This window comes from Shinella sp. WSD5-1, assembly GCF_963942435.1.
Lineage (GTDB): Bacteria > Pseudomonadota > Alphaproteobacteria > Rhizobiales > Rhizobiaceae > Shinella > Shinella yambaruensis.
Window position 1 is genome coordinate 2,466,828 of record NZ_OZ012596.1, and the last position, 24,413, is coordinate 2,491,240.

Genomic DNA, 24,413 nt, shown 5'->3' on the forward strand with positions numbered 1-24,413 from the left:
GATGGGTCTCGTGTTCGAATCCTTTCAAAACCTTGGGGCATAGTGGAATTTGGTGGAAAATTATGGTCTTATGACTGAGATAGAATCTCACCAATCAACGATTTCCGGTACATCAAGTGGTACATCAGTAAATCGTGAACTGGAAGAATGCTATTAGGTCAAAACGTTAGAGCCTGGTTTTGAGTCTCGCTACCCGCTCCAACATTTTTACCCTGCTTTCGCACTCGGCGCCTGCTTGTCGAAGCACGTGTGCTGTTTCGACAAATTTGAGCGGGCCACGACATTCTCGAAGCAATGGCGGTGGCGACAATGAGCGCGGTGGCCCGAACGGCCCTGCGACCGTTCGGACGGTTTGTTGGATGCTTGCGCGGCTTGCAAGCACCAGCAGCTCAACCCGGTTATTTCGGCGGACTGGCAGGCTATTGTGCGGCGGCGAGCGAGCCAAAAGAGACGTCGGTCGTGTAGTTCTCGCGCAGGAACGCGATGAAATTGTCCTGGAATTGTCGCGTGTGGGCATGGGCCAGCTCGTCGGCGAGATCGACGTTCTTGGCGCGGATCGCCTCCAGCATCAGGTCGTGTTCGTCGGTGAGGAGATAACCGTCGTTCGTACGCTCCAGATACTCGAAATGCAGATGCAGCATGCGCTGGCCCTGGTTTAGCAGGCGCTCGTAGAAGGAGGCGAGGTAGGCGTTCTTGCCGGCATTGGCAATCGCCATGTGGAACTGCTTGTTGGCCTCCGACATCCTCAAATGCTGGCCGGTCTTCACCGCCGCCTCGAATTCCCTCTGGCGCCTGGCGATGATCTTCAGGTCCGCCTCGGTGCGCAGGGCCGCCGCAAGACGCGTGTTCATGCGCTGAGCGACATCGAGCGCCTCGACATATTTGGGAAAGCTCGCCACCTCGATCGGCGCGACGATGGTGCTGCGATTGGAGAGCGTCACCACCAGCTCCTCGCCTGCCAGACGGATCAATGCCTCACGCACCGGGGAACGCGACATGTCGAAGCGTTCGGCCAGCGTCATCTCGTCGAGCAGCTGGCCGGGCTGCAGGGTCAGGGCCAGGATCTCGTTGCGCAACGTGTCGTAGACGTGCTTCCAGCCGGTGCCGCGCACGCGTTTCGATTCAGTTTCTTCAGACACTTAGGCACCTTCCTTCCGCTTCCGGCATTGGGCCAGAAAAACAGCGTGACGGCAACGTAAACTTTTCGCTTGACTTTGTCGACACGAAGCCGACTAATTCGTCTAGTCGACACGGAGCCGGCACAAGACCGGACGATGGCGACAGGGAACGGCGCGAGGGCGCAGGCAAACTCGGGAGATTTCAATGAACGTCAAGGCTCTTACCACCGCGGCGCTGCTGGCCGGAACGGCGGCGATTGTTCCGATGGCCGCATATGCGGCCGCCGGCGATACCCTGAAGACCGTGCAGGCGCGCGGTGAGCTCAACTGCACGTCGGGCGACGGCAACTTCCAAGGCTTCTTCGAGATCGACGACAAGGGAAAATGGCACGGCATCGACATCGACTATTGCCGCGCCGTGGGTATCGCCATTTTCGGCAGCGACGAGAAGGTGAAGCTTATCCCGATCAGCTGGGCGCAGCGCTTCCCCTCGCTTCAGTCCGGCGATCTCGACCTCGTCATTAAGGCGACCGGCTGGACGATGAGCCGGGACACCGAACTCGGCGTGCAGTTCAGCACCCCTTACTTCCTCGGGGCCACCCAGTTCATGGTCCACAAGGAGCTCAATGCCGGTTCCGTGAAGGACCTCGACGGCGGGACGATCTGCACGGCCGGGGGCACCAGCACGGAACGGCTGATCGCCGACTACATCAAGGCGAACGACTACGACATCAAGCTCGTCTCCTTCGAGAAGAACACCGAGGCTTCGGCCGCCTATTTCGCCAACCGCTGCGATTCCTTCGCCGAATGGGGTCCGGTGCTCGCGGCGCGGCGCGCCTCCGCTCCCAACCCCGACGAACATGCCATTCTGCCGGATGTCCTTGCGATGGAGCCCGAGGCGGCCGCGATGCGGCAAGGGGACGATGCCTGGGTCGATCTTGTCAACTGGGTGATCGCCGTGGGCCGGATCGCCGAGGAGAACGGCATCACAAGCAAGAACATCGACGAGCAGAAGGCAAATCCCAAGAGCGCCACGGTGGCGAAGCTGCTGGGTGTCACGCCCGGAATCGGCAATCGCCTCGGCCTTTCCGACGACTGGGCCTACAATGTCATCAAGGTCATCGGCAACGCCGAGGAGATCTACGATCGCAATGTCGGCAAGGACTCGCCCTACAAGCTGGAGCGCGGCATGAACGCACCCTGGCAAAAGGGCGGCGTGTTCGTCCCGCCGATCCTCGATTGAGCATCGAGTGGCGCCGGCGCGCGTCGCGCGCGGGCGCTCCTCGCTTTAGCAACAAGAGTTGGGGAGGCGCCGGATGTTCGCCGTGCTGAGGAATCGCAAGCACCGGGACATAGGTCTTCAGGTGCTGTTCATCGGGGTGATCGTCGCAATTCTCGCGTCCGCGGTGATCATCACCCGCCGTAACCTCGATGCCCAGGGCATTGCCGTCGGATGGGATTTCCTGAACTACGCCACCGGCTGGACCATATCCTTCAGCCTGATACCGTACGATATCAATTCGAGCTATGCGCGTGCCCTTGCGGTGGGCTTTCTGAACACGCTCCTGCTCGCGGCGCTGACGCTTTTCCTGGCGACGATCCTGGGGGGCGCCATCGGGACCGCCCGGCTTTCCGCGCACAGGCTGCTGAGCAAGATCGCGCTCGTCTATGTCCAGTTCTTTCGGAACATCCCGCTCATCTTGCAGGCCTTCTTCTGGTATTCGGTCTTCACGCATCTGCCGAATGCGCGCAATGCCTACAACCTCGGTGAATTGGCCTACTTTTCGAACCGCGGTTTCTACCTGCCCGGCCTCAATATCGAACGTGGAGCGATCGGCCTTGCCGTCCTGACGGCCCTGGCGCTTTTGATCGTCGGATATGCCGCACGGCGATTTGCCGTCCTCCGGCGCAACGACGGCCTTGTGAAACTGGCCGGGTTCGTCATTCTCGTCGCGGCCGTCGCCGGCGTCCTGTCGTCGGGCCGGATCGCTGAGACGCCGCTGTTCGACCTGCCGGTCCAGCGTGGCCTGAGGATCGCCGGCGGACTTGAGCTTGCGCCGGAATTCTGCGCCGCCGTCATCGCGATATCCCTGTTCGGCGCGTCCTACATTGCGGAGATCGTCCGCGCCGGCCTGCTTGCGGTGTCCCGCGGCAAGGTCGAAGCGGGCCTCGCGCTCGGCCTCACCGGCTCGCAGATCTTCTGGAAGATCAGGCTGCCGCTCGCCATCCGCATCATGCTTCCGACCCTGACCAACCAGTATGTCTGGCTGGTCAAGGCGACCTCGATCGGCATCGCGATCGGATTCAGCGACTTCTTCATGGTCGTCGCCAATTCGATCAACCATTCCGGCCAGACGCTCTCGCTGATTTTCATCCTCATCGCCGGTTTCTGGGCGATCAATTTCTCCCTCGCCGCGGTCTTGAACGCCGTCAATCGTGCAATCGCCTTGCGGGGCCAGAATGTCCGCTAGGAAGGAAGGCGCCGACATGTCGAACGTTGCGATCGTTTCCGGCGAAATCCCGCCACCGCGCCATGACACGTTTCTCGCCGCCGTGAGGAAGGGATATTTTGCGACGCCCGGCGCGGCCGCCGTGACGAGCGTCTGCCTCGCGCTGATCGCGCTGGCCGTCTGGACCGTGTTCCGATGGGCCGTCCTCGATGCCGTTTGGTCCTCCGGCGGGCCGGACGTGTGCCAGCAAGCGACAGGCGCCTGCTGGGCGGTCATCGCCGCGCGCTGGCGGCTGATCTTCTTCGGGCTTTATCCCTATGACGAGCAATGGCGCTCGGCGCTCGCCTGCGCGGCCATCCTGGCGACCGTTGTGGTGTCCTGCTTTCCCTTCTCCTGGTCCGCGAAGCGGTTGCCGCTGGTCTGGATCGCCGGTTACGGGGTGTTTTACGGATTGATGCGCGGCGGCTTCCTCGGCCTTCCCACCGTGCTCGAGACCCAGTGGGGCGGCTTGTCCCTGACGCTCTTCGTGTTCTCCACGGTGGTCGTCACGGGAATGCCGATCGCGGTCTGCCTTGCGCTGCTGAGGCGTTCGCGCCTGCCCGTCATCGCCCGGACGGTCGCGGTCCTGATCGACGGCATCCGCTCTCTTCCTCTCGTGGCGATCCTGTTCACGGCGGCGATCATCATTCCCTACGCGCTGCCGCACTTCCTGGTCGGCGACAAGCTTTACCGCGTCATCGCCGGTTTCTCGCTGTTCTTCGCGGTCTACCAGGCGGAGATCATCCGTGGCGGGATGCAGGCGCTTCCCGCGGGGCAGGAAGAGGCCGCCCATGCGCTCGGCCTCAACTACTGGCAGACCATGTCCCGCATCGTCCTGCCGCAAGCCTTCCGCCATGCGCTGCCGCCGACCATCAACCAGGTCGTCATAACGTTCATGGAGACCTCTCTGATCGTCATCATCGGCTTCTTCGAGGTCATGGCCTCCGGCAATGCCGCGTTTTCGACGGCCGAGTGGTCCGCCACCTATGTCGAGGTCTACGTCTTCGTGGCCGCAATCTACTTCGCGTTCACCTTCACGCTTTCCCGATACGGCGCCTATCTGGAGAGACGGTTGAACGTGGCGCGTCATTGATCCGATGAAAGGCACGGAGATGAGCACACAAAGCGGCGAGATTGCCGTCGACGTCAAAAGCCTCGCGAAGTTCTATGGAGCCCATCAGGTTCTGTTCGACGTCAGCCTGAGCGTGGCGGCGGGCGAGAAGATCGTGATCTGCGGTCCTTCCGGTTCCGGGAAATCCACCTTGATCCGGTGCCTCAACAAGCTCGAGGATCATCAGGCCGGCATCATCAGGATGCTCGGCACGGAACTCAACGAGGACCTCGCCAACATCGACGAGATCCGCCGGGACGTCGGCATGGTGTTTCAGCACTTCAACCTTTTCCCGCACCTGACGGTACTGGAGAATTGCGTCCTCGCACCGATGCTGGTGCGCAAGCAGGATCGGAGAACCGCCGAGGAGCAGGCGATGCTTTATCTCGAGCGCGTGAAGATCCCGCAGAAGGCCGGAAGCTATCCGGGCGAACTCTCGGGCGGCCAGCAGCAGCGCGTTGCCATTGCGCGGGCCTTGTGCATGCGGCCGGAGATCATGCTCTTCGACGAGCCGACTTCGGCGCTCGACCCGGAAATGATTTCGGAGGTGCTCGACGTCATGATCGAACTGGCGCAGGACGGCATGACGATGCTCTGCGTGACCCACGAAATGGGCTTTGCCCGCAAGGTCGCCGATCGGGTCGTGTTCATGGACAAGGGGCGGATCGTCGAGGAGGCGGCTCCGTCCGATTTCTTCGACAATCCCCGGCACGAACGGTCCAAACTGTTCCTGAGCCAGATTCTCGGTCATTGAGGGGAAAAAGCATGCGTCGCAAGCAACCGAACATCCTGCTTGTCATGTGCGATCAGCTGACGGCCATCGCGCTCTCAATTTACGGCAACAGGGTCTGCAGGACACCGAACATCGACCGCCTGGCGGAACAGGGCTCGGTCTTCGAAAATGCCTATTGCAACTACCCGCTTTGCGCGCCGTCGCGCTTCGCTCTGATGAGCGGACGCCTTCCGTCGCGGATCGGTGCCTTCGACAATGCAGCGGAGTTTCCGGCGGCCGTTCCGACCATCGCGCATTATCTGCGCGATGCCGGCTACTACACCTGCATCTCCGGCAAGATGCATTTCGTCGGCCCCGATCAGCATCATGGCTATGAGGACAGGCTGACGACCGAGATCTATCCGGCCGACTTCAGCTGGGTGCCGCCGAAAACCTATGACGAGCTGGAGGACGAGGAGATCGTCGCCAAGGGCAAGGTGCCGTTCGGGGTCTCCAGCGTCGAGACGATCGCCGACGCAGGCCCGCTCGCCCGCTCCCAGCAGATCGACTATGACGACGAGGTCGCACGGCGGGCGGCGCAGCACATTTTCGACTGGCGGCGCTACGGCGATGGCCGGCCGATGTTCATGACGGTCTCCTTCACGCAGCCGCATGATCCATACGTCATCACGCGGGAATACTGGGACCTCTATACGGACGAGGGCATCGACCCGCCGCGCACCGCGAAGATTCCGCTCGACGCGTTGGACCCGCATAGCCGGTCCCTCTATTTCCACTACAGCCTCGACAAGTTCGAGGTGACGGATGAGATCTACCGGCGCGCGCGCCGCGGATATTACGGCATGATCAGCTATGTCGACCGCAAGCTCGGCGAGTTGCGCAAGACGCTGGAGGATGCGGGCATCGCCGATGAGACGGTGATAATCTTCACATCCGACCATGGCGACATGATCGGGGAACGGGGCCTGTGGTTCAAGAAGAACCTCTTCGATCCCGCCATCCGCGTCCCGCTGGTCGTCTATCGTCCGGATGGGAAGGGGCTTTCGAGGATCGTCGCGCCCGTCTCGCTTCTCGACCTGCTGCCGACCCTCGTCGATCTCGGGGGTGGTGAGGCGGGGGCTTTCGTCACGCCGCACGAGGGCAGGAGCCTTCTTCCCCTGCTCGCCAAGGACGATCCGCAGCGCGTGACCATGGCCGAACACATCGACGGAGGAACGAAGGCTCCCCGCGTCATGCTGCGCCGCGGCGCCAGAAAGATCGTGGTGTCGGAGGCCTATCCCACGCAGTTGTACGATCTTGCCGCCGATCCCGGCGAAACGCGCAACCTGGCGGACGATCCTGCCTTCCAGCCGGAACTCGAACGGCTGCTGGAGGCGGTCGAGGCGATCTGGGATCTGCCGAGGCTCCGTGCGGAGGTCATGCAGAGCCAGCGCGTGCGCCAGTTCGTCAACAGGGCGATGCAAAAAGGCAAGCAGCGCAGCTGGGAACATTATCCCAACCCGATCGAGGAACACACGCGGTTCGTGCGCACCGGCGAGCGTTTCCCCGATGTGGAGCGGCGTTCCTATCTTCCATACGCCGACTATTGATCCCACCGTCCGATATCCCGGGTTGCCGCATCCGCCTGCGCGGCAGCCTTCGCCGCGAACACCTCAGTCAGCCGACATGAGAACGGCCGCGCCGGCGTCCGTCTGGACTGTCACTTCAAGTAAATGATTCCATTGAAGATTCTCTGATCTTGAATTGTAGGCGGGTCGAACCGTCCAACGAACCGTTCGTGTGGTCATCCGTTTTTCAGTCATCTGTTTTTGAGATGACTTCAAACAATCTATCTATTTGTCAATTGGCAAGAATGGCTCTACCCCTTTCATCAACATCGCAGATCGGGCGGCTCGGGTCGCGGCAGTCGCGATGAGCGGGAGGATCGGAAAAGTTTGAGATTGGCGACGGTTTCGGGTGTCCGGGCCGCCGGCGGAGCTTTGCCCAGAGTCCCGACTGACCACACGTATCCCGCAACTTTGCGGGGAACGGGCAATTCTCAGATGGGAGCAGACGAATGGAAGTGACGATCGTTGGAGGAGGCATCGGCGGCTTGACGCTCGCGCTGATGCTCAAGGAGCAGGGGATTGCCTCGCGGGTTTACGAAGCCGCCCCGGAACTCAAGGCGCTTGGGGTCGGGATCAATCTTCTCCCGCATGCCGCGCGTGAAATGTGCAAGCTCGGCCTCGAAGAAGCTTTGGCCAAGGTGGCGATCACCACCAGGGAATCCGGTTTCTACAATCGTTACGGCCAGCATATCTTCAGCGAGCCGACCGGTCGTTATGCCGGCTATGACTGGCCACAGTTCTCGATCCACCGCGGCGACCTGCACATGGTTCTGGTGGAGGCCTTCAAGGCGCGTTGTGGCGCCGACCGCCTGATGACCGGCTGGCAGTGCACCGGTTTCGAACAGGACGACGACCTCGTCACCTTGCATTTCGTCGATCCGCGCGATGGCTCGGCACGTCCTTCGGTGAAGGCCGAAATGGTTGTCAGCGCGGAGGGTATCCATTCGAAGATCCGCAAGCAGCTTTATCCGAACGAGGGGCCGCCGCGTTACTCGGGCATCAACATGTGGCGCGGCGTCACCAAGTGGAAACCGTTCCTTACCGGTGCGAGCATGGTGCGCATCGGCTGGCTGAATACTGCCAAGGTGCTGATCTATCCGATCCGCGACAATATCGACGGCGAGGGCACGCAGCTCATCAACTGGGTCGTGGACATCGCGACGGAGAGCTACAAGTCGCAGCGCGACTGGAACAAGCCGGGCCGCCTCGAGGACTTCTTCGATGTCGTCAAGGACTGGAAGTTCGATTGGCTGGATTGCCCGGCGCTGTTCAAGGCGGCCGACGCCATCCTCGAATATCCGATGGTGGACCAGGATCCGCTCAACCAGTGGACCTTCGGTCGCGTGACGTTGCTCGGCGACGCCGCCCATCCCATGTATCCGCGTGGCGCCAACGGTTCGGCTCAGGCGATCCTCGATTGCCGGGCGCTGACCGACGCGATCGTCAAGGAAGGCGATCCCGTCAAGGCGATGCATGCCTATGAGGCGATCCGCCGCCCGGCCACCGCGCAGGTCGTGCTCACCAACCGCAAGAACCCGCCGGATGCAATCTTGCGCGAAGTCTACGAGCGGACGGGCGACAAGCCGTTCGACGACATCAACAAGGTGATTAGCCACGAGGATCTCGAGAAGCTATCCACCAGCTACCAGAAGATCGCGGGCTACCATAAGGAAAACCTCGCGATGTCGCCGGCCGGGGTTTGATCCCCGGCTTGCCGGCAGCATTTCGTTCGGGAGGTCGGGATGTCGTTACACGAAAGCAGCTTCGCAAAATCGGTCGAAAAGCCGAGCTTCTTCGGCCGCATCAGGCCGGAATGGTTGATCATCGGCGCCGCGGTGCTGATCGTCGGCTGGCTGGCGCTGGTGCCGCTGGTCTTCCTTCTGTGGCAGAGTTTCATGACGCCTGCCGCAGGCGACATTCCGGCCATCTTCACGCTGGGTAACTATGTGCGGGCACTCACCGACAGCAGCATTCTGCCGCTGTTTCGCAATTCTGTGGTCTTCGCAACGGGCACGTCCTGTCTGGCGCTGTTCATCGGCACCCTTTTCGCCTGGCTCAACGAGCGGACGAACACGCCCTTCAAGATGATGTTCTATGCGGCCTCCATCGTGCCTCTGGTCATCCCGTCGATCCTTTTCACCGTATCCTGGATCATGGTGGCGAGCCCGCAGATCGGGCTTTTCAACCTGATGCTCAAAAACATGTTCGGTCTCTCCGGCCCGGTCTTCGACATCTATTCGATGGGCGGCATGATCTGGGTCGAAGGGCTGCACTATTCGCCGATCGCCTTCCTGCTGATGTCGGCGGCATTCCGCTCCATGGACCCGTCGCTGGAAGAATCCGCCCTGATGTCCGGCGCGTCCATCGGCCAGATCATGTTCCGCATCACGCTGAAACTCGTCTGGCCGGCGTTGATCGCCTCGTTCTTCATCCTGTTCATCCGCTCGATCGAATCCTTCGAGGTTCCGGCGCTGCTCGGCATGCCGGTCGGCATCGAGGTCTTCACCTCGTCGATCTACGAGGCGATCCGGGAATATCCGAGCAATGTCGGGCTGGCTTCCGCCTATGCCGTCGTGCTGCTGCTGATCGCTTCCTTCGGCATCTATTTCCAGTCGAAGCTGTCGAGCCAGGGGAGCAAATACTCGACCGTCACCGGCAAGGGATTTCGGCCGCGGCCGTTCGACCTCGGCGTGTGGCGCATTCCCGCCGCGATCCTGATCGTCCTCTACATGATCCTGGTCATCGTATTGCCGTTCCTCGTGCTCTTCTGGTCGTCGCTGAACAAGTATTACAGCGTGCCCTCCTGGTCCGCTCTGAGCCGCCTTTCCTTCGATGCCTATGTCAAGGTCATCAACTACCCGATGGTCGGCCAGGCGGTATGGAACAGCGCGATGCTGTCGCTTGGCGCCGCAACGACGATCATGCTGTTGACCGCGGTCATCTGCTGGATCGTCATCCGCACCAAGCTGCCCGCGCGGTGGCTGCTCGACAATGTCGCCTCGTTGCCGATGGTCTTTCCGGGGCTCGTGCTCGGCCTGTCGGTGATGATCTGCTACCTCTATCTCGACATCGGCATCTACGGCACGACCTGGATCATCTTCATCGCCTATGTGACGCGCTTCATGCCCTACGGCATCCGCTACAACACCACGTCGATGCTGCAGATCCACAAGGACCTCGAAGAGTCGGCAGCGATGAGCGGCGCCTCCTGGAGCCAGAGCTTCGTGCGCATCGTGCTGCCGCTGTTGAAGCCCGGCCTGCTCGCCGGCTGGATCTACATCGTCGTCGTCTCGATCCGTGAACTGTCCAGTTCCGTGCTGCTTTACAGCCCCGGTTCGGAAGTGGTGTCGATTGTCATCTGGGAGCTCTGGCAGAACGGCCAGTATGTCGAACTCTCCGCCTTCGGGGTGATGATGATCATTGCGCTCTTCATCGTCGTCATGCTCGCCCAGCTCGTCGGCAAGAGGTTCGGAGTCAAGGAAGCGTAAGCCGGATTGGGAGGTCCGGCTTTGAGATAAGGGAGGAAGAGATGATCAATCCGAAGTTCCATGAAGGCATTACTCGCAGGGTGCTCGCGCTCGGTCTCGTCGTTGTCCTTGCCGCAGGTCCCGCGTTGGCGCAGTCGGTCGCCGAAGTTGCCGCCTATGACGGACCGGACCGGATGGAAAGACTGGTCGCCGGCGCGAAGAAGGAGGGAACGCTGACACTCTACACGGCAACGCCGGTAGACGACGTCAATCAGGTGATCGCCGCCTTCACCGCGAAGTATGGTATTCCGATAACCTTGTGGCGCGGCAGTTCGGAGGACGTGCTGCGGCGCGCCGTTACCGAGATCAAGGGCGGCCGCCACGACGTCGACGTGATCGAAACGAACGGTCCGGAACTCGAAGCCCTCCACCGTGAAAACATCCTGCAGGCCGTCGATTCACCTGTTTTCTCCGAGATTTTTCCGGATGCGGTGCCGGATCACCGGGAATGGGTCGGCAGCCGTCTCAATGTCATCACGGCCTCCTACAACACCGAGCTCGTTTCGGAGGCGGATGTACCGAAGAGCTGGGATGATCTCCTTGATCCCAGGTGGGCCGGGAGGATCGGCATCGAATCGGAGGCATACGACTGGTTGGCCACGGTGATCCAGAGTTTCCCCTCGCGGGAGGAGGGGCTTGCCTTCTTCAGGAAGCTTGCCGAGACCAATCGCCCGCCCTTGCACAAGGGCCACCCGCAGCTTGCCAACATGACCGCCTCGGGCGAACTGCCGATCACGCTTCAGGTCTATCTCTATCGTGTTCACCAGATGGAACAGGACGGCGCGCCGATCAAGGCCTTGTCGTTGGGGCCAGCCATCGCCCGCATCAACGGGCTCGGCGTCGCACGGACCACCGCGCACCCGAATGCCGCGATCCTCTATCAGCAGTTCACGTTGACGGAGGGACAGAAGATCCTGGCGTCGCGCCATTTTACGCCGACCAACACGAAAGAAGTGCCATTCCCGGCGGGCATGGAGGTCAAGGTCATCGAGCCGACCGGGATGCTCGACGCGCTTACGGAATGGCGCGAGACGTTCGAGACCACCTTTCAGTGACAAGGCCCAGAAATTCTTTGGAGGAGGAACCACATGCCAGACACCCTGAATTTGCTGAAACATTTGACGCGCACGGCGGCTCTCGTCGGAGCCTTCCTGGCGACATCGGCGATGGCGCAGACGATCGACGAGGCCTCCAGCTACAACGGTCCGGACCGCTTGGAAAAGTTGGTGGCTGCGGCGAAGGCGGAAGGGGCGTTGACATTGTACACGGCTACGCCCGTCGAGGACGTTACCGCGATGACCGAGGCGTTCACTGCAAAATACGATATCCCGGTCACCGTCTGGCGCGGCAGTTCTGAAGATGTGCTCCGCCGTGCGGTTACCGAGATCAAGGCGGGCCGCCATGATGCCGACCTGATCGAGACGAACGGGCCGGAACTCGAAGCGCTGCACCGGGAAAACATTCTGCAGCCCGTCTCGTCGCCCATTATTCCGGATATTTTCGAAGGCGCGGTTCCCGCACATAAGGAATGGGTCGGTAGCCGCTTGAATATCATCACGGCGGCCTACAACACCGACCTCGTCTCGGAGGCGGACGTACCGAACGCCTGGAGTGACCTGCTCGATCCGAAGTGGAAGGGCAAGGTCGGCCTCGAAGCGGAGGCCTACGACTGGCTTGCTACCGTCAATGCCAGCTTCCCGAGCGAGAAGGAAGGCATCGACTTCTTCACCAGGCTCGCGGATACCAACGGCATCTCGCTGCGCAAGGGGCATACGCTCCTGACCAATCTGGCGGCCTCCGGCGAAGTGCCTCTGGCGCTGACGACCTATCTCTACAAGGTCGATCAGATGAACAAGGACGGTGCACCGATCAAGTCCCTGCAACTCGGCCCATCGGTTGCGCGCGTCAACGGCCTTGGCATCGCCAAGACCGCCAAGCATCCGAATGCGGCGATCCTGTTCCAGGACTTCACGCTGACGGACGGCCAGAAGATTCTTGCCGAACGCGGCTTCACGCCGACCAACATCAAGATTGCCCCGTTGCCGACGAGCCTCGACGTCAAGGTCGTCGACGGCGCCGCCATGCTCGACAAGCTTGCCGAGTGGCGCGACACCTTCGAGAAGGCCGTCAAGTAGGTGACCGATCGAACGGGGACATCGCGAACGTCCGCGATGTCCCGCTGATGAAGACCGGCCGTGCGGGGAGCGCGGCGGACGTGAGGAGATGTTGAATGCTCAATGTTCAGGGACTAACGACCGAATATGCCGACGGCAAGGGCAAGGCCGTCCGCGCCGCCAAGGATATCTCCTTCGATGTGCCGCAAGGCAAGCTCTTCACCTTGCTTGGCCCGAGCGGCTGCGGGAAGACGACGACGCTTCGCTCGATCGCCGGCCTCGAGCGGCCGGTCAAGGGCAATATCTCCGTCGAGGACGTCACCGTCTATTCCGCCGGCAAGGGCGTCTTCGTGGCGCCGAACCGCCGCAATTTCGGCATGGTCTTCCAGAGCTACGCCATCTGGCCGCATATGAGCGTTTTCGAGAATGCCGCGTTTCCGCTGCGGGTCAGCAAAGCCGGCTTCTCCAAGAAGCAGATCGAGGAGAAGGTCGAGCGGGTGCTGAAGGCGGTGGCGCTGGAGAGTTACGCGGGCCGCGAGGCGACGCGTCTTTCCGGTGGTCAGCAGCAACGACTTGCGCTTGCCCGGGCGCTTGTCATGGAGCCACGGCTTCTGCTTCTCGACGAGCCGCTCTCCAACCTCGACGCCAAGCTGCGCGAGCAGATGCGCTTCGAACTGAAGCGCCTTCAGCGCGAGCTGAACCTCACGACGCTTTACGTGACGCATGACCAGCAGGAGGCGCTGGCGCTCTCCCATCAGATCGCCGTCATGAATGACGGCCAGATTGTCCAGCTCGGCTCGCCACGCGACATCTACGAGGCGCCGCAGACCCGTTTTGTCGCGGATTTCATCGGTTCCTCGAATTTCATGGAATGCAAGGTTGCCGCGCGTGGCAGCGAGGCCGGTCGCTGGGCGGTCGAAAGCCCGGCCGGCACCATCGAAGTCGTATCGGAAGAGGCGCTCGACGTGCGTGACAAGCTCACTGTGGCGATCCGTCCGGAGAACGTCCATCTGATCGAGCCCGGCAAGGAGAACGGTGCGTCCGGCAATCTTCTCGAAGGTCGCGTCGATACCAAGGTCTTCCTCGGCGAATGTGTCGACTACATGGTCTCAGTCGGCGAAACGCGGCTTCTGGCGCGCGTTCATCCGAGCCTTCGCACGCCGATCGGCAATCCCATCCTCGTCAATATCGACCCCGCCAAGGTCAACATCATCACCCGCTGAGTTCCGGATACTGTCATGAACCGTTTGAAGCTTTCGATTGCCACCACCGACTACGATCACTTTCGCGATTTCCGCCTGGGCACCGTCAACGCCGAAGGCATCGAGCACACCTGGTCGATGCTGAGCCATCACGAGATTTTCGCCCGTTTCACCTTCAACCGCGAATGGGACGTGGCGGAGCTGTCCTTTGCCAAGTTCATGGCGCAGGTCAGTCGGCCGGACAGCGACATCGTTGGCCTGCCGGTCGTCTGCTCGCGGCTTTTCCGGTTCTCCTCCTTCTACGTCAACAAGGCGGCCGGCATCAAAACCGTCGCGGACCTGAAAGGCAAGCGGATCGGTGTGCCGGAATGGGCGCATTCCGCAGCCGTCTACATGCGCGGCTGGATGCACAACGAGGTCGGCGTCAAGCTGCAGGACGTGCATTGGGTGCAGGCCGGCGCGAACGCGCCGGGCCGTATCGAAAAGGTGGACCTGAAACTGCCGGAAGGTGTCGCGATCGACCGCATCGCCGACAAGTCGCTGTCTGAAATGCTCGCGTGCGGCGAGATCGACTGCGCGATTATCGCCCGCCCACCGACCTGCTTCCTCGAAGAGGATCCGCGTGTCGAGCGGCTGATCCCGGACTTCCTGGAACGCGAGGAGGAATACTACAGGACGACCGGCGTCTGGCCGATCATGCATATCGTCGCGATGCGGAAACATGTCGTGGAGGAAAACCCCTGGGTGGCGCGCAATCTCTACAATGCATTCGAGGAATCGAAGCGGCGCAGCCTGGAGCGCCTGTTCGATCCGGCGGTTTCGCGCTATCCGCTCGCCTGGATGCCGATCTATGCCCGCAGGATGCGCGATCTTTTCGGCGCCGATCCGTTCCCCTTCGGCATCGACAAGAACCGCAAGACCTTCGAGCAGATGCTGCTCTACACCCATCAGCAGGGCATTGCCGAGCGGCATATGACACCGGAAGAAATCTTCACGCCCGGTATCATGACCAAGGTCGTGGTGTGAGCATGGGCGATCAGGCGGCACTGGTGGAGCTGGTTCATGCGAACCGCATCCTGGCGCATGAGGCGGTGCTGGATGCCTTCGGCCATGTCAGCATTCGCGGCGCAAAGACCGGCTATCACATCTCCCGCTCCCGCAGCCCGGAACTCGTGACGCTGGACGATATCCAGCACTATGACGCGGATTCGAAGATTATCGGCTCCGATACACGCGGCGGTTATCTTGAGCGGATCATCCATGGGGCGATCTACAGGGTCCGGCCGGATGTGCGCGCCATCTGTCATTTCCATTCGCCCGCGATCATGCCCTTCTGCGTGACCGGGCGGCCATGGGTCCCGGTCACCCATGTGGGAGCGACGGTCGGCATGAACGTGCCCCTCTGGGACGAGCAGGCTGCGTTTGGCGACACCGACATGCTGGTCTCGACGCGGGAGCAGGGGGCATCGCTTGCCATCGCACTCGGCCAGCATTCGGCCGTGCTGTTGCGCAATCACGGGGCCGTGGTCGTGGGCGGCAGCATCCGCGAGCTTGTCATGCGCAGCATACAACTCTGCCGCAATGCGGATGTCCTGTTGCAGTCGTTGGCGATCGGCGAGCCGCGGGCGCTGACGCCGGGGGAGGTTGCTCTTTCAGGCGCCAAGAACCTCGATCCGCGCGTGCTTGAGCGGGTATGGGACTACCACCTTTCACGAGCGGGTTTGAATGCTTGAGCGCAAGCCCGCATCAGGCTTCCAATCCTGACCAGCAGTCTGTTCCATGATAGTGTCGCTGGTTCACCATTGGAAAAAGGGAGGCGGGATTCGGTGCGCATTCGCCAGCTTGAGTCATTCGTCTGCATTTGTGAGCTGGGCAGTATCACGCGGGCGGCTGCGGCCTTAAATATCGTACAACCGGCACTCGGCGCGCAAATCAGCGCTCTTGAGGACGAATTGGGCGTAAGGCTCCTGAAGCGGGGCCGTCGCGGTACGGCGATGACGCCGGCGGGCGAATATTTCCTTGTGGAAGCTCGCAAGCTGCTTGCGCATGTCGCCGACGTGAAGAAGTCCATAAAGTCCTTTGCGGAGAATGAGAAGGAGCATCTTTCAATAGGGCTGACGGGCAGCCTGTCCGCCATGCTTGCTGGCACCTTGGCTCGGGAGCTTAGCCATCTCTCCGAATCGATTTCCGTGCAACTGGTCGAAGACATGAGCCACATTCTCCGAGACAGGGTAGCCCAGGGAGATCTCGATTTCGCTCTTGCTTATAACGTTGCGGATCACAAGGCGATCCGAAAGCAACCTGTGCTGCGGGAAGCGGTCTTCTTCATCACGAGCCCGAACTCCCCCTTCGGGGAAGACAAGCCGATCACCATGCCCGAGCTGACGAACGCCACCTTCGTCATTCCGACGGAAAAGGGCCAGATCATACAATTGCTCAAGGAGGCTATGGTAGAATTCGACCTTCCCCTGAACGTCGCTTTCCAGATCGAGTCCATGGACGCGATCAAGGGGCTCATCACCGACGGCACGGCGTGCGCGGTCCTGCCGTTCGGGACGGTGGCGCGCGAGGTCAAGGCAGGGACCCTCATAGCGCGTCGCATCGTGAACCCGCCGCTTACCCGAACGCTCTTCCTTCTGCGTCCGGTGACGCAATTCCAAACGCGTGCGATGCACTTGGCGCAGACCACGATTGAACGGTCCATCGCGTCGCTTGCCGAAAGCTTTGCCTTTGAACGGATCGATTGACCGCTGGCAATCGTTTCCTGAATTCGCTCCAGCACTGCCTGCGGAAATCTGCCCGCGCCGGCGAGCATGTTCAGCTTTGCTTGTCTTAAGCGAGATCGACCGGCGACTGTTCCTGCGATCTGCTGCGCCATCGGCGGTTCACCTTTGCAAAACATATGCACCCGGGGCATCCGCGAGGGGTTTGTAGCCCTTGCGGCGGGCGCCCATCGCCGGGGCGTCGACCCGTTCGGGCGCCGAATGCGCGGCAAGCCAGCCCGTCCAGGCCTCCCACCACGAGCCCGGCCGCGCCTCCGCCGTCTCGGCCCATTCATCGGCGCCCACGCACAGCCCGTCGGCTGTGCGCACGGCGATGCGGTAGCGTCGGCGCGGGCGGCCGGGTTCGCTGACGATGCCGGCATTGTGGCCGCCGCTGGTCAGGACGAAGGTGAGGTCGGTGTTGCTCAGATAGTGGATCTTGTAGACCGACCGCCACGGCGCGACATGGTCGCGCTCGGTGCCGACCACGAACATCGGCACGCGGATGTTCTGGATCGCGGCGGGGCGCCCCTCGACCATGAAGCGGCCGGCGGCGAGCTCGTTTCCGAGATAGAGCCGCTTCAGGTATTCGGCGTGCATCCGGTAGGGCATGCGGGTGGAATCGGTGTTCCAGGCCATTAGGTCGATCATCGGCGTGCGCTCGCCCATCATGTGCTCGTGCACGATGCGCGACCAGACGAGGTCGTTCGAGCGCAGGAGCTGGAAGGCGCCCGCCATCTGGTCGGCCGAAAGATAGCCGCGGTTCCACATCATGCTTTCGAGCACATGCACCTGGCTGTGGTCGATGAAGAGGGCGAGCTCGCCGGGCTGGGTGAAGTCCGTCTGCGCGGCAAGCAAGGTCAGGCTTGCCAGCCGGTCGTCGCCGCGATGCGCCATGTCGGCCGCCGCGATCGCCAGCAGCGTGCCGCCCAGGCAATAGCCCGCGGCATGGACCTTTCGGCCGGGAACGACGGCATTGACCGCATCGAGCGCCGCCATCACGCCGAGCCGGCGGTAGTCGTCCATCGTCAGGTCGCGGTCGGCCGCCGTGGGATTGCGCCAGGAGATGCAGAAGACGGTGTGGCCTTTCTCCACCAGATGGCGCACGAGCGAATTGTGCGGCGAGAGGTCGAGGATGTAATATTTCATGATCCAGGCCGGCACGAGCAGCACCGGTTCGGCCGCCACGCCCTCCGTCGCCGGCGCATACTGGATCAGCTCGATCAGATGGTTGCGGTAGATCACCGTGCCCGGCGTCGCCGCGACGTCCCGGCCGACGACGAAATCCTCCGTGCCAACAGGCGGCTGGCCGGCGGCGAGGCGGCCTGCGTCCTCCACCCAGTTGCGCCAGCCATCGAGGAAATTCATGCCGCCGGACCGCATCGTCCTTTCCAGCACTTCCGGATTGGTCAAGGGCATGTTGGAGGGCGAGAAGACGTCGAGAACCTGGCGGGCGGCGAAGGATAGGACATCCTCGTGATGCGGGGTGACGCCCGGCACCTCGTTGGTGACATTGTGCCACCATTGCTGCTGGAGCAGGAACGCCTGGGCCCAGATGCTGAACGGCGGCTTTTTCCAGCGCGCATCGGAAAAGCGGTAGTCTCCGGGCAGGGCCTCTATGCACGGGGGTGCGTCCGGATCGACCGCCGCCGCGGCAAGATGGCAAAGCAGGCGGACGGCCTTGCGGTTCGCCTTGTCGATCAGCTCAAGACGCTTTCCGGGGGCTGAGGCGAGATGGATCGACCAGTCGATGAGGGCGAGCGCGAAGGCGGCCGGCGACAGCCCGGCGCTGAGCTGACCGGCGATCGCCTCCCGCATGCGGTCGATCGCCCGGAAGGCTTCGCTTCCCAGTTCCTCCGTTCTCGGGACGGGCGGCAGGTACGCCGCTTGCCGGAAGGGCGGCATCTCGCTCGCCGGACTGTTCATGGTCGTCTCCTTCGGCAGGTTCGGGCGCAAGACATGCCCGCTTGAAAGGCAAATCGCATTTCGCATCCGGCCGTGGCCCGCTCTGGGGGGCATCCTGCGGACAGGACGCACCCTATAGAGGGCATTCCCCACCTCCATTGACGCAGATCAAGTTTCATTGCGCGAAACCGCCTGGAATCAGGCCGTACCGAAACGGGAAAACGGGATCTCGTCATGTCCGGTGGCAATGCGACGGATGCGGAGCGGATCGTTGCGGCCTTCGCCTGGCCCATTGTCCCACCGGTGCAGACCCGCTTTTTCGCGCATCGGCGCGACGTCGCGCCTGCTTCTGGATCAGTCCGCCCATGGGTCGCGGCGGGCAAGACAGGCAAGGTCACCGGACGTCATTCGTTTGACTGACATCAAGGATACGGCCTCCGGAACGTGAAAGGAAACAAGCCGGCTATATCGCATGGGGGTAATCGACATGGACCGGAAGCATACGTTCAACATCGGTTATTTCCTCCTGGCGCTCTTCTTGCTCGGCGCATTCCAGGCATGGTTGGCCTGGCGCGAGGTCGTTCCACTCTCTCACACCGAGCTCATGCGGATGGTGGATCAGGGCAAGGTGGCGTCGGTCACGATTACCGAGACGACGATCCAGGGCCAGTTCAAGGAACCACAGGACGGCCGGAGCCTCTTCGTATCGACCCGCGTGGACCCGAACGCGGTCGCCGTGTTCGACAGGGCGGGGGTTGCGGTGACGGGTGGCACCGACAGCAACTGGCTTACCACCATCCTTTCCTGGGTTCTGCCGGTGCTGCTCTTTTTCGGCTTTTGGATGTTCCTGTTCCGAGGCTTTGCCGAGCGGCAGGGCATGGGCGGCCTCATCAACATCGGTAAGTCCAAGGCGAAGGTCTATGTCGAGCGGGAGACCGGCGTGAGCTTCGAGGACGTCGCCGGCGTCGACGAGGCCAAGCTTGAGCTCATGGAGATCGTGTCCTTCCTGAGGGACAAGGAGAAATACGGGCGTCTTGGCGCGCGCATTCCAAAGGGCATCCTGCTGGTCGGCCCGCCCGGAACCGGCAAGACGCTGATGGCGCGGGCGGTCGCGGGCGAGGCCGGCGTGCCGTTCTTCTCGATCTCCGGGTCCGAATTCGTCGAGATGTTCGTCGGCGTCGGCGCGGCCCGCGTGCGCGATCTGTTCGAGCAGGCGCGCAAGGCGGCTCCCTGCATCATCTTCATCGACGAACTCGATGCGCTCGGCCGGGCGCGCACGCCGTTTGGCGGCTATGGCGGTGGCGACGAGAAGGAGCAGACGCTCAACCAGTTGCTCTCCGAACTCGACGGTTTCGATCCGCGCGTCGGCATCGTCCTGCTGGCCGCGACCAACCGGCCGGAGATCCTCGATCCGGCGCTCACGCGCGCCGGGCGCTTCGACCGCCAGGTCGTGCTCGACCGGCCTGACCGCAAGGGCCGCGAAGCCATCCTCAGGGTTCACATGAAGGCGGTGAGGACCGCGCCGGGAGTGAACGTGGGCGATATTGCCGGGATCACACCCGGCTTCACCGGTGCCGACCTTGCCAATCTCGTCAACGAGGCGGCCATCTTCGCCACCCGTCGCGACGCGGACCAGGTGACCATGGCCGATTTCACCGAAGCGGTGGAGCGCATCGTCGCCGGCGCCGAGCGGCGGGGCCGATTGCTCGGCCCGCTGGAGCGGGAGCGCGTCGCCTACCACGAGATGGGCCATGCGCTCGCCGCCGCATCGCTGACGAAGACCGATCCCGTGCACAAGGTCTCGATCATTCCGCGCTCGATCGGTGCTCTCGGTTATACGCTGCAGCGGCCGACCGACGACCGTTTCCTGATCACCGCAAGCGAATTGAAGGAGCGGATGATCGTGCTGCTTGCCGGTCGCGCGGCGGAAGAGGTCATCTATGGTGAGGTCTCGACCGGCGCGGCGGACGATCTGGCCAAGGTGACCGACGTCGCGCGCCAGAGCGTCACCCGGTTCGGCATGAGCGCCGCCATCGGCCAGGTCGTGCTCGAGGCGGAGAAACAGCAGTGGCTGGGCGATGGCGCCCGCCTTCATCCCAGGGACTATTCCGAGGCGACCGCGCGGGAAGTCGATCTTGCGGTGCGCGAGATGCTTGACGAGGCCGCCACGGCGGCGAAGGAACTGCTGCGCTCCCGCATAGACGACCTCAAGGCCGGTGCCCGCCTGTTGCTTGAGCGCGAGACCATCACGCCGGACGATTTCCCGCCGATCCGGCGCGGGGAGGGGATTTCGGAACGGCGGGTCAATCCGTCGGCCACAGGCCGCGCAACGACTTCTTCATAGAGTTTCTGACCTGCACGATCTCGCCATGCGAAACAAGCCGGGCGACGTCAGGCGGCCTTGACCGCTTCTCCGCCTGCTTTGCGGTGAAGACCCGTTGGGCGTCAAGCCGGGATCTCGCTGGATTGCTTGATACGCTCATCGGGATTTCTGTCTTGATGTTGCGCCCCCCTTGATACGACAAAGGCTCGGACAACGCTGGCGGTATCTGCGCGCGGTCTAATGCTCCATGCGAACGAGCCCGCTGGTGCCGTTGAGCGGCAGAAGGTCGGCAGGCCGGATCCCATCAAGAGCACCGGTAAATCAACGCTCCTCGTGTAGCCGGTGGATTTCGGCCGCGATCCGCTGCTTGAGGTCGAATGACGTGATTTCATTTGCGGCAAGCGCACGAAGGGCGTCCACGCACCGCTGATATCCATCCTCGTCACCGAGGCGGCGGCAAAGCCTTGCCGAAGTGAAATGAAAGCGAAGACGGGGAATGAGCTGGTCCGCCATTCCGTCGATCTGGTGTTCCACGCGCTTCAACGCATCGTGCGCTGCCTGCGAAAACACCTCCACCGGCACCTTCCTGTGCAAAACGCAATCAGTGAAGGAGAGGGTTTGCAGCGGGTCGTCCGCGAACGTCCGGACGCAGGTGTCGTAGTAACTGCCTGCCGCGGCGGCGGTTTCGGGCACGGCGGCAAGCAGGATCAGCTTCTCCATCGCGAATTCATGGTCGTGAACCAGTTCGGGCCTGTCGCGTTCAGCCTCGTCGATCAAGCTTCGCGCGCGCTCCAGGTCGTTTGCCAGCATTGCATCGGTAATGTCCCGACGAATGCCCAAATGAATGACATCGTTATCGGAGACATCATTCTCCCAATGCCGGCGCGCAGCTTCTACATCCCATACGCCGTCGAAAACAGCGCGCAACGGGTCGAGAATGGCGTCATCGAGAGGCCCCATCCAGGCAATCTTGCCGTCCCTGTCGATCAGGAACGCGGCCGGGATTCCGCGTTGACCGCTCGCCTCCAGCCACGCGCGCGTCACCAGGCCTCGGGACAGGCCGCCCTGCGCTGGATCGACCTGCTCGTGCGCAAGCAAGGCATCCGTCGGTGTCTGGCGAGCGATCTCGATCGTCCTGTCGAGGTCGCGCACCATGATGGCCACGCCGTACATCGGCACGCCGAGGGCCTTTGCTGCCCTGGAATATGTCGCGATCGCCGGCAGGCAGCCGCTGCATCCAGCGTTCCAAAGGACCACGATGCTGGTCTCGTTGAACACGACGCGAGGAGAATGCGCTCCCGTTGCAAGGTTTCTGGAAAGTACCAGTGCGGGCGCCGCGTCTCCCGGCAGCAGTCGCTTCACCGAACCAGGATTGCTGGTCATGGAGCTTTCCTCCGTGCTTTGAAAACCAGATGGTCGGCGACCGCTGCTTCACCTGCCGCCTTCGCCGTACGACATGGTGCGCCGAAGGCGTTCCGGAAAGAGGCGCGTCATCCTCGACGGCGCGCGGGCGTTATTCACACCAGTCTTTCCTCCTGCATCTTGCGCAATATCGCCCATCACAGGCCGGAAGACGTCTTCATCGCTGCGCGCAAGGCGTGGTTGATGCGCTCCTGCCAGCCGGGTCCTTCCGCTTGAAAATAAGCCAGGACATCGCTGTCGATCTTCAGCGTGACGGGTTCCCGGGTGTTGGGGATCACAGGCCTTTCAACGGCGGGCGCGGCGATCTTCTTTGCCGGCTTGAACAATGCCTCGGCTGCGTCTTTCGGGTTGGCCGGGCGTCGGGGTGTCGTTGCCATCGTCATGTCCTTGTTGTTTCGGTGTGTTGATGCGCGCTTGCGTTCGGCTCGACCAGCGGTCGTACGACCTCCGGCCCGAGTGCCTTCCCGACGTATTCGATGAGGATCGTCTTGGCCTCCTCCAGAGACAGGTCGATGTCGGCATGTCCGCGGCGAAGCCACAGGCCGTCGATCATCGCGGCGAAGCCAAGGACGAAATGGTCGATCTCGCCCTGATCGAGATAGGGTTTCAGGATGCTGGAAACATTTGACCGGAGACGGCGATAGTAGGGGCGCAGCAGGCGTGCGTAACGCTCGTTGTGCGAGGCTTCGGCGTAGAGCGAGATCCAGGCGCTCGCCGTCTGCTTGTCGAAGCGCTGGGCGGGGAAGTTTCCGTCGATGAGGGCGACCAGCCGCTCCCAGCCCGAGCGGGCGCGGCGCAGGTTGCCGACCACCTCCTCGGCGAGGATGCGGTTGTTCATCCGCACCATCTCGAAGAGAACCTCTTCCTTGTCCTTGAAATAGTAGGTGAGGATGCCCTGCGAGAGGCCTGCCTCGGCACAGATCTTCGCGCTCGTCAGGCCCCGCAATCCCTCCTTCAGGAAGATGCGATGGGCCGCGTCGATCAGTTCGACGCGGCGGACGTCCTCGATACGGGTTCGCTGCTTCTTCGGTTTCTGCTGCATGGTTTTCCGTAGCAGATCAAATTTTTGTACGCTTTAACAAATTTTTGCTTGCCTTAAAAATCATCGTCCTTATCCTTCCGGGAAAACCAAGAAAGGGAACGCTTATGAACAGGACAGCACTCGCCATGATCGTTGCGGCCGGCGCCGCATGTCTCGCGCCGGCCCATGCCGCGCTCGCCGCCGACGCGCCGGAGTGCAAGGCGGTGCGCCTTGCCGATCTCGGCTGGACGGATATCGCGCTCACGAACACCACCGCCGAGATCATTCTGGGCGCGCTCGGCTACGAACCGAGCCAGACGATGCTTGCCCTCAACATCACCTTCGATTCCCTCAGGAACGGCGATATCGACGTTTTCCTGGGCAATTGGCGCCCGGTGCAGGATGAAGACTACAAGGCCTATTTCGATGACGGTTCCGTCATTCCCGTTGCCACCAACCTGACGGGGGCCAAGTACACGCTGGCCGTCCCGAAATACGTCTTCGACGGCGGGCTGACCTCCTTCGACGACCTCGAGACGTTTGCCGACAAGCTCGACCGCAAGATCTACGGCATCGAGCCGGGCACCAACAAGCCGCTGCTCGACATGGTGGAAAGCAAGGCGCATGGCCTCACCGGCGACTGGGAGGTCGTGGAATCGAGCGAGGCCGCGATGCTGGCGCAGGTCCAGAGGGCCGTGGAAAACCGGGAATGGATCGTCTTCCTCGGCTGGCAGCCGCATCCGATGAACGTCAACATGGACATGGCCTATCTGGCGGACGGAGACGCGGAATTCGGACCGGACTTCGGCGGCGCGACGGTCCGCACGCTCGTTCGCAAGGGCTATCCCGGGCAATGCCCGAACGTGACGGCGTTCTTCGGCAACCTCGTCTTCGACATCGACTACGAGAATGCGGGCATGAACATGATCATGACGGACGGGCTGGAGGCGCGCGACGCCGCCGAGAAGATGCTGAAAGCGCATCCGGAAAAGCTCGAGGCCTGGCTCAAGGACGTCCTGACCTTCGACGGCAGGCCGGGACTTGCGGCGGTCAAGGCGGAGCTCGGCATCCAGTGACAT

21 protein-coding genes are annotated in these 24,413 nt (G+C 62.2%); 16 read left to right on the forward strand and 5 right to left on the reverse strand.

The features are described 5' to 3' along the window. Nucleotides 1-419: 419 nt before the first annotated feature. A complete protein-coding gene (locus AABQ55_RS12135) occupies nucleotides 420-1,139 on the reverse strand; it encodes a GntR family transcriptional regulator (protein ID WP_272805187.1) in 720 nt (239 codons plus the stop codon). Nucleotides 1,140-1,323: 184 nt separating this feature from the next. Here AABQ55_RS12135 and AABQ55_RS12140 point away from each other — a divergent pair, with 184 nt between their 5' ends. From AABQ55_RS12140 to AABQ55_RS12200, 13 genes are all read left to right on the forward strand, one after another. Then, nucleotides 1,324-2,361, forward strand: coding sequence for an amino acid ABC transporter substrate-binding protein (locus AABQ55_RS12140; RefSeq protein ID WP_244765764.1), 1,038 nt, complete (start codon nucleotides 1,324-1,326; stop codon nucleotides 2,359-2,361). 73 nt (nucleotides 2,362-2,434) lie between these two features. Further along, entirely contained in the window at nucleotides 2,435-3,589 is a 1,155-nt protein-coding gene (locus AABQ55_RS12145; RefSeq protein ID WP_272805188.1) for an ABC transporter permease subunit, read from the forward strand. Nucleotides 3,590-3,605: 16 nt separating this feature from the next. After that, on the forward strand, nucleotides 3,606-4,700 hold the full coding sequence (locus AABQ55_RS12150; RefSeq protein ID WP_272805189.1) for an amino acid ABC transporter permease: 1,095 nt from the start codon (nucleotides 3,606-3,608) through the stop codon (nucleotides 4,698-4,700). A 19-nt stretch (nucleotides 4,701-4,719) separates the two neighbouring features. Next, a complete protein-coding gene (locus AABQ55_RS12155) occupies nucleotides 4,720-5,472 on the forward strand; it encodes an amino acid ABC transporter ATP-binding protein (RefSeq protein ID WP_272805190.1) in 753 nt (250 codons plus the stop codon). An 11-nt stretch (nucleotides 5,473-5,483) separates the two neighbouring features. Beyond that, nucleotides 5,484-7,040 (forward strand): choline-sulfatase, encoded by a 1,557-nt coding sequence (gene betC / locus AABQ55_RS12160; RefSeq protein ID WP_272805191.1) that lies wholly within the window; start codon nucleotides 5,484-5,486, stop codon nucleotides 7,038-7,040. 467 nt (nucleotides 7,041-7,507) lie between these two features. Further along, nucleotides 7,508-8,761, forward strand: coding sequence for a flavin-dependent oxidoreductase (locus tag AABQ55_RS12165; protein WP_272805192.1), 1,254 nt, complete (start codon nucleotides 7,508-7,510; stop codon nucleotides 8,759-8,761). A 39-nt stretch (nucleotides 8,762-8,800) separates the two neighbouring features. Continuing rightward, complete coding sequence (locus tag AABQ55_RS12170; protein WP_244765758.1) at nucleotides 8,801-10,546, forward strand: ABC transporter permease; 1,746 nt, start codon at nucleotides 8,801-8,803, stop codon at nucleotides 10,544-10,546. Nucleotides 10,547-10,587: 41 nt separating this feature from the next. Further along, complete coding sequence (locus AABQ55_RS12175) at nucleotides 10,588-11,640, forward strand: ABC transporter substrate-binding protein (protein ID WP_272805193.1); 1,053 nt, start codon at nucleotides 10,588-10,590, stop codon at nucleotides 11,638-11,640. Nucleotides 11,641-11,673: 33 nt separating this feature from the next. After that, nucleotides 11,674-12,720, forward strand: a complete 1,047-nt coding sequence (locus AABQ55_RS12180; protein WP_272805194.1) for an ABC transporter substrate-binding protein — start codon at nucleotides 11,674-11,676, stop codon at nucleotides 12,718-12,720. Nucleotides 12,721-12,815: 95 nt separating this feature from the next. Beyond that, complete coding sequence (locus AABQ55_RS12185) at nucleotides 12,816-13,922, forward strand: ABC transporter ATP-binding protein (protein ID WP_272805195.1); 1,107 nt, start codon at nucleotides 12,816-12,818, stop codon at nucleotides 13,920-13,922. Between the two features lie 15 nt (nucleotides 13,923-13,937). Next, the gene (locus AABQ55_RS12190; protein ID WP_272805196.1) at nucleotides 13,938-14,927 is read left to right on the forward strand and encodes an ABC transporter substrate-binding protein; all 990 of its coding nucleotides are present in this window, start codon (nucleotides 13,938-13,940) and stop codon (nucleotides 14,925-14,927) included. A 2-nt stretch (nucleotides 14,928-14,929) separates the two neighbouring features. Continuing rightward, a complete protein-coding gene (locus tag AABQ55_RS12195) occupies nucleotides 14,930-15,634 on the forward strand; it encodes a class II aldolase/adducin family protein (RefSeq protein WP_272805197.1) in 705 nt (234 codons plus the stop codon). Between the two features lie 93 nt (nucleotides 15,635-15,727). Beyond that, on the forward strand, nucleotides 15,728-16,648 hold the full coding sequence (locus AABQ55_RS12200; RefSeq protein ID WP_272805198.1) for a LysR family transcriptional regulator: 921 nt from the start codon (nucleotides 15,728-15,730) through the stop codon (nucleotides 16,646-16,648). A gap of 138 nt (nucleotides 16,649-16,786) precedes the next feature. Here AABQ55_RS12200 and AABQ55_RS12205 read toward each other — a convergent pair whose 3' ends face one another. Further along, on the reverse strand, nucleotides 16,787-18,568 hold the full coding sequence (locus AABQ55_RS12205; RefSeq protein WP_272807446.1) for a PHA/PHB synthase family protein: 1,782 nt from the start codon (nucleotides 18,566-18,568) through the stop codon (nucleotides 16,787-16,789). Nucleotides 18,569-18,802: 234 nt separating this feature from the next. Here AABQ55_RS12205 and AABQ55_RS12210 point away from each other — a divergent pair, with 234 nt between their 5' ends. Together AABQ55_RS12210 and ftsH are read left to right on the forward strand one after the other, a co-directional pair. Then, nucleotides 18,803-18,988, forward strand: coding sequence for a hypothetical protein (locus AABQ55_RS12210; RefSeq protein ID WP_244765751.1), 186 nt, complete (start codon nucleotides 18,803-18,805; stop codon nucleotides 18,986-18,988). Between the two features lie 67 nt (nucleotides 18,989-19,055). After that, nucleotides 19,056-20,912: an ATP-dependent zinc metalloprotease FtsH gene (gene ftsH, locus AABQ55_RS12215; RefSeq protein WP_272805199.1), complete on the forward strand. Its 1,857-nt coding sequence runs from the start codon at nucleotides 19,056-19,058 to the stop codon at nucleotides 20,910-20,912. Nucleotides 20,913-21,212: 300 nt separating this feature from the next. On the opposite strand, the gene AABQ55_RS12220 is transcribed toward ftsH, so the two are convergent. From AABQ55_RS12220 to betI, 3 genes are all read right to left on the reverse strand, one after another. Beyond that, nucleotides 21,213-22,274: a TlpA family protein disulfide reductase gene (locus AABQ55_RS12220; protein WP_272805200.1), complete on the reverse strand. Its 1,062-nt coding sequence runs from the start codon at nucleotides 22,272-22,274 to the stop codon at nucleotides 21,213-21,215. Between the two features lie 176 nt (nucleotides 22,275-22,450). Further along, nucleotides 22,451-22,690, reverse strand: coding sequence for a BrnA antitoxin family protein (locus AABQ55_RS12225; protein WP_272805201.1), 240 nt, complete (start codon nucleotides 22,688-22,690; stop codon nucleotides 22,451-22,453). Nucleotides 22,691-22,692: 2 nt separating this feature from the next. Continuing rightward, on the reverse strand, nucleotides 22,693-23,355 hold the full coding sequence (betI, locus tag AABQ55_RS12230) for a transcriptional regulator BetI (RefSeq protein ID WP_272805202.1): 663 nt from the start codon (nucleotides 23,353-23,355) through the stop codon (nucleotides 22,693-22,695). A gap of 104 nt (nucleotides 23,356-23,459) precedes the next feature. Here betI and choX point away from each other — a divergent pair, with 104 nt between their 5' ends. Beyond that, nucleotides 23,460-24,410 (forward strand): choline ABC transporter substrate-binding protein, encoded by a 951-nt coding sequence (gene choX / locus AABQ55_RS12235; protein ID WP_272805203.1) that lies wholly within the window; start codon nucleotides 23,460-23,462, stop codon nucleotides 24,408-24,410. The last annotated feature ends 3 nt before the right edge of the window (nucleotides 24,411-24,413 follow it).